Source organism: Pseudomonas protegens (assembly GCF_003732485.1).
Taxonomy (GTDB): Bacteria; Pseudomonadota; Gammaproteobacteria; order Pseudomonadales; family Pseudomonadaceae; genus Aquipseudomonas; species Aquipseudomonas protegens_B.
Genome location: NZ_MOAK01000092.1, coordinates 5,492 through 14,288 on the forward strand (window position 1 = coordinate 5,492; position 8,797 = coordinate 14,288).

Sequence of the window (8,797 nt, forward strand, 5' to 3'; positions counted from 1 at the left end):
GCTATCAGAAAATTCTCGTACGCCATTTGTGCGTAAACGTCGGAAATGGTTTTCCGCGAAATGCCTAGCTGCTCTGTGAGTAGCCTAGTTGGCGGCAGTTGCATGCCTGCTGCCAATCGGCCGCTTTCGATCGCTTCACGCAGTTGTTTATACAACTGAGCAGCGAGATCTTTACGGCCATTGATGACAACATGTAGTTCCATACCGCTAGTCTCCTCGTAGATGCTATTCAAAATAGCATGACGTTAGAAGGTGTTGAAGGCCAGCGGTGAGGCCGTGGTAAAGCATTATTTTTCAGTATTGGCCCAATTCGGTGCTTGCGTTTTTTACCGACCCAAAATGGATGATCGAAAAAGAATGAAGCGGCCCTTACGCGTGGCGTGAGGGCTACTTAACTTCTACTTAGGGCGATGCAGTCATCGCCGATTAGTTGCTTTCTGAGTTCGCTTCTTCATCAGACTTGGTAGTTTTTTGAGTATCGCTTTTGGCTTCGGCTTGTGCAGCCTTTGCTTCCTGAACAAGGATTTCATTTTTTTCCTGAAGTCTGTCAGCACCACCTTCAGCGAAAGCCAAAGAACTAAGTGCGGACAAAAACAAAGTGAATGCAACAATAATCTCTTTCATGAGAGCGTCTTCCGAGTAGTGCCACTGTTTGTGAATTGATATTCAGGATATTTGAAAGCCTGCACTTGGAGAACGCCCAATGTACAAAAAAACAAGATGACCAATTCTCGACTCTGGCTCAAAAGATGGAGGATGCCGGTATATCGATTTTATAAAAAATTGGATGTTTCGCTTCGCTGCCTAAGCATCTACCGTGGCGGCTGGCTGATGAAGTTATCACTGCTCAGCAGTTGCATTCATCCATGTGCGAGACCCAACATGAAGAACTCAAAGCCAATGGCTAAAAAAAGCAAAACTGCACTCGCTGTCAGTGTATTGATCATATTGGGCGTGGGCAGTTACCAAATACAACGTCCAGTCGCCGCTCCAGCGGCCCAATCTGAAATCACAGCGACATCTGTGAGCGTTGCGCAAGTCATTGAAAAAATGGTTGTCGAGTGGAGTGACTTTTCTGGCCGGGTAGAAGCGGTTGAACATGTCCAGATTCGCCCGCGAGTCAATGGCACCATCGATGCTGTGCATTTCCAGGAAGGGCAGATGGTCACCAAAGGGGCGACGCTGTTCACAATCGACCCACGGCCTTACCAAGCTGCTTTGGCTAAAGCCCAAGCGACTCGCGAAATTGCCAAGGTGCGCCTCGCTCTAGCCAAAACTGAACTGGCTCGTTCGAGCAAATTAATTGTCGAGCGGGCAATCTCTCAGCGCGAGCACGATCAACGCGCGAATGAAGTGCTTGAAACTCAAGCGGCCCTGAACGCAACACAGGCAGACGTAGTGAGCGCGCAGCTCAATCTGCAATACACGGCTATCACTGCGCCAGTAACTGGCCGGGTTTCTCGTGCCGAGCTCACCGTTGGTAACCTGGTAGGTAGTGGTCAGGATGCTCCAGTCCTCACCAGCATCGTTTCTGTGTCTCCGGTCTACGTGAGCTTTGAGCTGGATGAAGCGAGCTATATTCGCTTCGTTCGCAACGGCGCGAAGGGTAACACCGGAGTCAACAACTTGCCGGTATTCATGGGCGTGGCGAATGAGAGCGATTTCCCTTATAGCGGGCGCATCAAATTCTTGGACAACCAACTCGATCGTCAGTCCGGAACGCTAAGGGTGCGCGCGGTGTTCGACAACGCGAACGGCGAGCTCACACCTGGAATGTACGCCCGCGTTCGCACCGGTGATTCCGCCCCGCGGGCTACGACGCTCATACGCGATCAGGCAGTAGGCACTGATCAATCCAAAAAGTACGTGTTTGTAGTCACTTCGGACAACAAGGTGGTCTACCGCGAGGTAACTCTAGGCCCATTAATTGATGGCTGGCGTGTAGTACGTTCCGGTCTCTCAAAAGGTGAGCGCATTGTCATAGAAGGGCTGCAAAAAATCCGCCCTAACGATCTAGTCGAGCCGCAGCCAGTCGTCAGCGCAGTTGCAGTCGGCGCCCAAAATCAACCTGGAAGATCCTGATCTTCGGTCAGTAAGGCTTACATGAACATCTCGCGCTTTTTCATTGATCGGCCGATTTTCGCTGGAGTGCTTTCAGCGATTGTCTTCATTGCCGGTCTGATTGCAGTTTTCAATTTGCCCCTGTCCGAGTATCCGGATGTAGCTCCACCGTCCGTAGTGGTCAAAGCTCAGTATCCTGGCGCGCACCCACAGACAATCGCCGAAACTGTGGCAACACCTATGGAGGAGCAAATCAACGGCGTGGAAGGGATGCTGTACATGAATTCCCAAGCCACGCCGGATGGACAGCTAACCCTGACCGTAACCTTCAAGCTCGGCACCAATCCTGACCTCGCACAGCAGATGGTGCAGAACCGCGTAAACCAGGCATTGCCTCGTTTGCCCGAAGCGGTGCAGCGCCTGGGTGTCACCACTCTCAAAAGCTCGCCTGACCTCACGATGGTGGTGCATTTGCATTCACCAAACCAACGCTATGACATGCAGTACCTTCGCAACTACTCCCTGATCAACATCAAGGACCAACTCGCGCGTATTCCAGGCGTGGGACAGGTTCAGGTTGGGGGCTCGGGCGACTACGCGATGCGTATTTGGCTTGATCCGCGCAAGTTGGCGGCTCGCAGCCTGGCACCCATTGATGTGGTGCAGGCGCTGCGTGAGCAGAATGTCAACGCAGCCGCAGGTGTGATCGGCGCAGCTCCTTCAGCTCCGGGTGTTGACTATCAAATTTCGGTGAACGCTCGTGGCCGTTTGACAACCGAGGAAGAATTCCGGGACGTGATTGTTCGCACTTCAACTGACGGTCGCGTCACACGTCTTCGTGATATTGCCCGTGTAGAACTGGCGGCCGGCGAGGATGCGTTACGCACGTTGGTGGACAACAAACAGGCTAACGCCATCTTCATTTTCCAACTGCCTAGTTCCAATGCACTGCAGATTTCTGACAATGTGCGCAAGACCATGGCGGAACTGAAAAAGGACATGCCAGAAGGCGTGGACTACCGGGTTATCTACGACCCAACGCAGTTCGTGCGCTCTTCGATTGATGCGGTCATTCATACACTGCTTGAGGCTATCGTGCTGGTCGTCTTGGTGGTCATTATTTTCCTCCAAACATGGCGTGCATCGATCATTCCACTGCTGGCAGTGCCCGTATCGGTGGTTGGTACATTTGCCATCATGTTGATGATGGGTTTTTCGATCAACGCCTTAAGCCTGTTCGGGCTTGTCTTGGCAATCGGGGTAGTGGTCGATGATGCGATCGTAGTCGTTGAAAATGTCGAGCGTAACATTGGTCTCGGCCTGTCGGCCCGTGAAGCGACGTATCAGGCCATGCGCGAAGTGTCGGGGCCGATCATCGCGATCGCGCTGACCCTGTGTGCGGTCTTCGTGCCATTGGCGTTCGTCAGTGGGCTTAGTGGACAGTTCTTCAAACAGTTCGCCTTGACCATTGCCATTTCGACAGTGATCTCCGCGTTCAACTCGTTGACCTTGTCGCCTGCTTTGGCTGCGATGTTGCTAAAGGAGCACGACGCGCCAAAGGACGCGTTTCAAAAAGCATTTGACAAAATCTTCGGTGTTTTTTTCAAACACTTCAATCGGTTGTTCGGCCGAGCCTCTGACAACTATGGGACGGGCGTTTCACGTGTTCTCAAGCGCAAATCACTGTCGTTACTGGTTTATGCAGTACTGGTCGTAACTGCCGTGTTGATTTTCAACAAAGTTCCGGCAGGTTTTGTCCCTCCACAAGACAAGCAATACCTGCTGGGCTTAGTTCAACTGCCAGATGCTGCATCCTTGGATCGTACTGAAGCAGTATTGCGCGACATGACTACCACAGCGTTGGCGGTGGAAGGCGTGCACGCGGTCACTGGTTATGCAGGCTGGTCCATCAACGGCTTCGTTAGCAGCCCTAACTCCGGTGTTGCGTTCTTCTTGCTCAAAGACTTCGCCGAGCGTAAAGGACCAGGCATGACGGGCAACGAAATTGCTGCTCGGCTCAATGCCAGGTTCGGGGAGATCAAAGGCGCTTACACCGCAGTATTCTCACCACCACCGGTGTCAGGTATGGGGAACGTAGGCGGCTTCAAGTTGCAGCTTCAGGATCGTGCCGCACTCGGCACTCCGGCATTGAATGATGCGCTGCAAGCGTTCATGGCCAAGGCCAAGCAAGCCCCTGAACTCGCCGGAATGTTCTCCAGCTTCCAAATGAACGTGCCTCAACTGTACGCTGATGTCGACCGTACTCGTGCTCAGCAGTTGGGGCTTTCAATCCCGTCGGTATTCGAAACACTGCAAATATACCTGGGCTCCATTTACGTCAATGACTTCAACAAGTTCGGACGTACCTTCCAGGTTAAAGTACAAGCCGACTCCGAGTTTAGGGGGCATGCGGAAGACGTCGGCTTGTTCAAGGCGCGTAACGACAAGGGTGACATGGTGCCGTTGGCGTCGGTGTTGAAAATGACGCAGACCTACGGGCCAGATCAAGCGGCGCGTTACAACGGTTTCCCCTCGGCAGACATCAGCGGTGGAGCGGCTCCGGGATACAGCAGTGGCCAGGCGCTAGAGGCAGTCGAACGCATTGCCGCCGAAACCCTACCCCGTGGCATAGGCTACGAATGGACAGAGTTGACCTACCAGAACAAGATTGCGGGCAACACGCTGTTCATCATTTTGCCGCTGTCGATGCTGTTGGTGTTCTTCGTGCTCGCTGCACAATATGAAAGTCTGACCTTGCCAATCGCTGTTCTGCTGATTGTTCCCATGGGCATCCTTTCTGCAATCACTGGAGTCTGGTTGACCGGCGGAGACAATAACCTGTTCACCCAGATCAGCTTCGTGGTGCTCGTGGGGCTGGCTTGCAAGAACGCGATATTGATCGTCGAGTTCGCACACGAACTGGAGCATCAAGGCCGCTCGATTCGCCAAGCCGCAGTTGAAGCGGCGCGCCTTCGCCTGCGTCCAATTCTGATGACCTCGATCGCCTTTATTGCGGGCGTTGTACCACTAATTACCTCCAGTGGTGCAGGTTCTGAGGTGCGTCAAGCCATGGGGGTCGCCGTATTCTCGGGGATGATTGGTGTGACGTTCTTTGGCCTGTTTTTGACTCCAGTGTTCTATGTGCTGCTGCGTAATCTGTCGGTGCGTCTCTTGCGCCTGCCCCAAGTGTCGCCAAGCAACATCGCCAACAACGCTATTCCTCATCCGCTCACCGAGGAGGCTTGAGCAATTGGGTAAAGGCAGATACCGAACAAGTCGCTCTCGCAAAAAACACTACCGGGACTTGGGCGACGTGAAGGTGAAGCTCTGCAGGTCAATGGCCCTGCTATTTCTTTAAGTATTGGCGGTGGTCTGCCCTGGCAGGACATCCTACATTCGTAACACAACCGAGATGGAGCCGACTGATGGAATTTCGACTGGATTACTACACAGCGTCACCCAAGGCAATGAGGGCGATGATGACTCTTGAAGCTATGACCAGTAACTTGAGCATTGATGAAACTCTGCTGCACTTGATCAAGATTCGCGCCTCACAATTGAACAACTGCGCGTTCTGTACGGATATGCACTCGATCGACGCGCGTCGCCTGGGCGAGTCCGAACGCCGCCTGTATTCAATTTCCGTATGGCGCAACAGCGACTTCTTCACTGCCCGAGAAAGATCCGCCCTTGCATGGACGGACGCACTCACACAGATGACTGGCAGTGGCGTACCTGACGATGTTTACGAACAGTTGTGCTCTGAGTTCACCGAGGTAGAAATGGTTGACCTGACCATGGCAATTAACTCAATCAACAGTTGGAATCGGCTCGCAGTAAGCTTTCGCCAAAAGCCCAATACCTAGTGGGGCAGGGGAGGACTACTCTACTTGGAGATGGCACACATCCAATGACACATTGCATCACTAAGGGCACATGTACATATGTTCCTCAGGAGAATACTCCGCATGACTGATTTTACCAGTCCTCGCCAAGTCAAAGCCCTTTAGCCGAAGCCTCACTACAAGAAAGGTAGCCTCCACACAGAGCTACGTGAGCAAAGAGATTTCCAAAAGAGTTACTGGAACAAGGCAAAAATTGCTTGAAGGCCAGTTACTTATAACTCAACTAAATAGATGTTTAGTTTAGTTATAAGTAAAACCTATAAAGTGCAAAGCAAGAGGGGATGTAGAGAGTCTATTCGGTTACCCAATCAACCGGGAGATTGCCGTGCTGCTCGGGTGTTGTCATCATCCGCCCACTTCAATAGTTGCCAGGACAAGGACCGCCACACATGCCCATTTATCTAGCCGCTGACAGTCAACTCAAGGTCGGGAGCGCCTTAGTGCTGGAAGCACCCGCAGAGTCAGGAACCTGCGTCGTGGTTTTTGAGGACGATGAACACACCGGCTATTTCTATGCCCTGGATACCGCCAGCGGCGACAACCCGATTCAGGACGCACTGCATATCTACAACGTCACGGACGTTTCGGACCGTGAAAAGCCATCCGTTGTGAAAGTTGGCTGGTCCACCGATCACCGCAAGGCAGTGTTGCTGATCAATGATTATCCGCACGCGGTTTTTGATTTCGACGCTCAGCAGGGATATTGCCGATCCGGATTTCCACCCCAGATAGGCAAAGGCTGGTCCGAGGCCGGTCATCAGTGGGACGAGGCTGCATTGGAGCTGTTTGCCTGATGAAAAGGCCTGGGTAGCCAGGCTGTTTTTCCTCACGAGCCAAGCCAGTGCAAACCTGCAGGTCGGAGCTTCAAATCTGGCCTGCACTGACCTTGGTGGCGTATTAGATAAATGCGCATAATGTATATTATGTTAAATTAAGTATTATGCCGGCATTAGTCTGCTGCTCGCTCACGCCGTTAAGCATCTTTCGCATTCAATGTGACCCCCACTGATTAATCGGAAACGTGGACGACTTATTCGGAAAACATTCCACGCCAACCAGTTAGATCGCACAACTGAGGTACTATCTCAACCCGGCTACGCCTTTTCTGTTAGTACTAAATTGGAAAAAACCGCTCTGTAGCCCCTGATTTTTGGTGCCCGCCGCCTGCGACCAAATCTCTCCCTGGTGCGCCGCGTGGCGAAAGTAAATTGGAAAATGGAACTCAGACATACCGGCCCCAGCGCAAATCCTTGTTCTCAATGAACTTATTTTCGCGCGAATATCCAAGCTGCTCCCGTACTCTGGGCGATTGACGAAAGTTAATCGGACAAAAATTCGCCTGCTCGCTGATGCCGCCCAGATGTTTGCTTTCATAGCACCTGCTGTATAAATTCAGATGCTGAGATCTTTAAGGCTCAAGGCTGTTAGCCTTCGCAACTGCCGGCCTGCATTTGGGATGCATATTATGGTTCTGAGTTTTCATGGACTGCTGACGCAGCCTGACTCGCCTGCCGAGGACGCCAGCGAACGGTCTTGTGCAGAAAAAGAGCTAGTGCGTGTTTACCTCCAAAGTCTTTCGTCGGCTTTGCGTGCTCAGGAAAGCTATGCGTTGATGGCTGATTATGCGCTCGCTGCCAGGGCTACGCCCGCTCAGGCGCGCTGGAATCAATCAGTTTTAGAAAAGTTTTTGCTTTGGAGCTTCATTGTTAAAACGAAGCCGTTGGAGGAACTTAATAATAACGATGTGCAGGATTTTTTGAACTTCTGCAATGCCCCTCCTGAGTCATGGATATCAAAGAGCAACCACAGATTTGTAAAAGAATTTGGCCTTCTAAAAGCCAACCCAGAATGGCGTCCATTTCACTCCCCCTTACGGTCGCATGGGGTCAGGCGCGTTATTAATCGATTTTTTGTTTTTAACTCTGAGGCCATCGGTCTTGTCCTTTGTCCTCCTAGTCGACCCGAAACTCCTCATGTGAATTCATGCAGTTGCACTGATGCAGAGTCGTTCTGCTGCGAATACCTGGATGTGCTGAAAGAAATAACGAAAGGAAAGAAGCGGCTAGAGCTTGGCTTGTTTATGTTCGCCACCTCGTTTTATCTCAAAATACCCTTGAGGGATTGCCTTAACTCTCTCTCTTTCGATTGCTTTGATTTTTCGGACAGAACCAATGGAAGATTCAAAGTCAACACAGGCAAGGGATCGATTTCCGGGAGAATCCCTGAACATTATATGGAGTATTTTTTTCGCTGGAGGCAGATTTCTCAACTGTTGCCCTACCCTACGCCTGATGAAATGCAACCATTGTTTCATCGGCGAGCAAAAAATTACCCGACCGCTTATCTTCCAAAACTTTATGTAAATGGTGTGCTTCCCACGAAACTTTTAAGAGCTTTCAATGAGGGTTGCGCACGGTGTCGTAAGCCGGAGGGTCAACTCCAGAGCAGTTTTGAAAGAAGCAAAAAATACAGAAATAAAGTCGTTAATAAACAGGAGGCTTTTTCTACTATTGAACGGCTCTACCAAGAGTCTAATAACGTCAACCATGATACCTCTGCTACGGCAGTCCCTTTATATCTCGTAAAAGAAGGAGTCACGGCGCAATTGCCTGAAAAAGTAATAACTTACTTTTTGACCTCATTTAATCCGGCAGGTAGTAAGGAGATTTGCTCGGCTGGAGCGTCATTGTTTTGTTTATTTGTTCAAAGGGAGCCGAACTATCTGAATCTTCGTGCGTTTGAAAAGCTTACTCTTTGGTCGATCCTGGTAGCTGGTAAGAGCCCGGCAGATCTAGATGCGTCAGATGCTAAATCGTTCTATCTATTCTGCT

Annotated in this window: 7 protein-coding genes; 5 read left to right on the top strand and 2 right to left on the bottom strand. The window is 51.2% G+C overall.

Translation table 11 applies throughout. The annotated features are described in order from the left end of the window. Both BLX41_RS36980 and BLX41_RS33455 read right to left on the bottom strand, forming a co-directional pair. On the bottom strand, positions 1-203 hold a 203-nt coding region (locus BLX41_RS36980; RefSeq protein WP_259745492.1), incomplete at its 3' end, for a GntR family transcriptional regulator. Positions 204-426: 223 nt separating this feature from the next. Beyond that, complete coding sequence (locus BLX41_RS33455; protein WP_148059802.1) at positions 427-624, bottom strand: co-regulatory protein PtrA N-terminal domain-containing protein; 198 nt, start codon at positions 622-624, stop codon at positions 427-429. Between the two features lie 258 nt (positions 625-882). Between BLX41_RS33455 and BLX41_RS32495 the strand changes: the two genes are divergently transcribed. From BLX41_RS32495 to BLX41_RS33965, 5 genes are all read left to right on the top strand, one after another. Continuing rightward, positions 883-2,082: an efflux RND transporter periplasmic adaptor subunit gene (locus BLX41_RS32495; RefSeq protein WP_123728167.1), complete on the top strand. Its 1,200-nt coding sequence runs from the start codon at positions 883-885 to the stop codon at positions 2,080-2,082. 21 nt (positions 2,083-2,103) lie between these two features. Next, positions 2,104-5,307 carry an efflux RND transporter permease subunit gene (locus tag BLX41_RS32500; RefSeq protein ID WP_123728168.1) on the top strand — a complete coding sequence of 1,068 codons (3,204 nt, stop codon included), beginning with the start codon at positions 2,104-2,106 and terminating at the stop codon, positions 5,305-5,307. A gap of 179 nt (positions 5,308-5,486) precedes the next feature. Next, positions 5,487-5,927: a carboxymuconolactone decarboxylase family protein gene (locus BLX41_RS32505; RefSeq protein ID WP_123728169.1), complete on the top strand. Its 441-nt coding sequence runs from the start codon at positions 5,487-5,489 to the stop codon at positions 5,925-5,927. A 428-nt stretch (positions 5,928-6,355) separates the two neighbouring features. Further along, positions 6,356-6,760: a DUF2251 domain-containing protein gene (locus BLX41_RS32510; protein WP_123728170.1), complete on the top strand. Its 405-nt coding sequence runs from the start codon at positions 6,356-6,358 to the stop codon at positions 6,758-6,760. Between the two features lie 671 nt (positions 6,761-7,431). After that, on the top strand, positions 7,432-8,797 hold a 1,366-nt coding region (locus BLX41_RS33965; RefSeq protein ID WP_221179233.1), incomplete at its 3' end, for a hypothetical protein.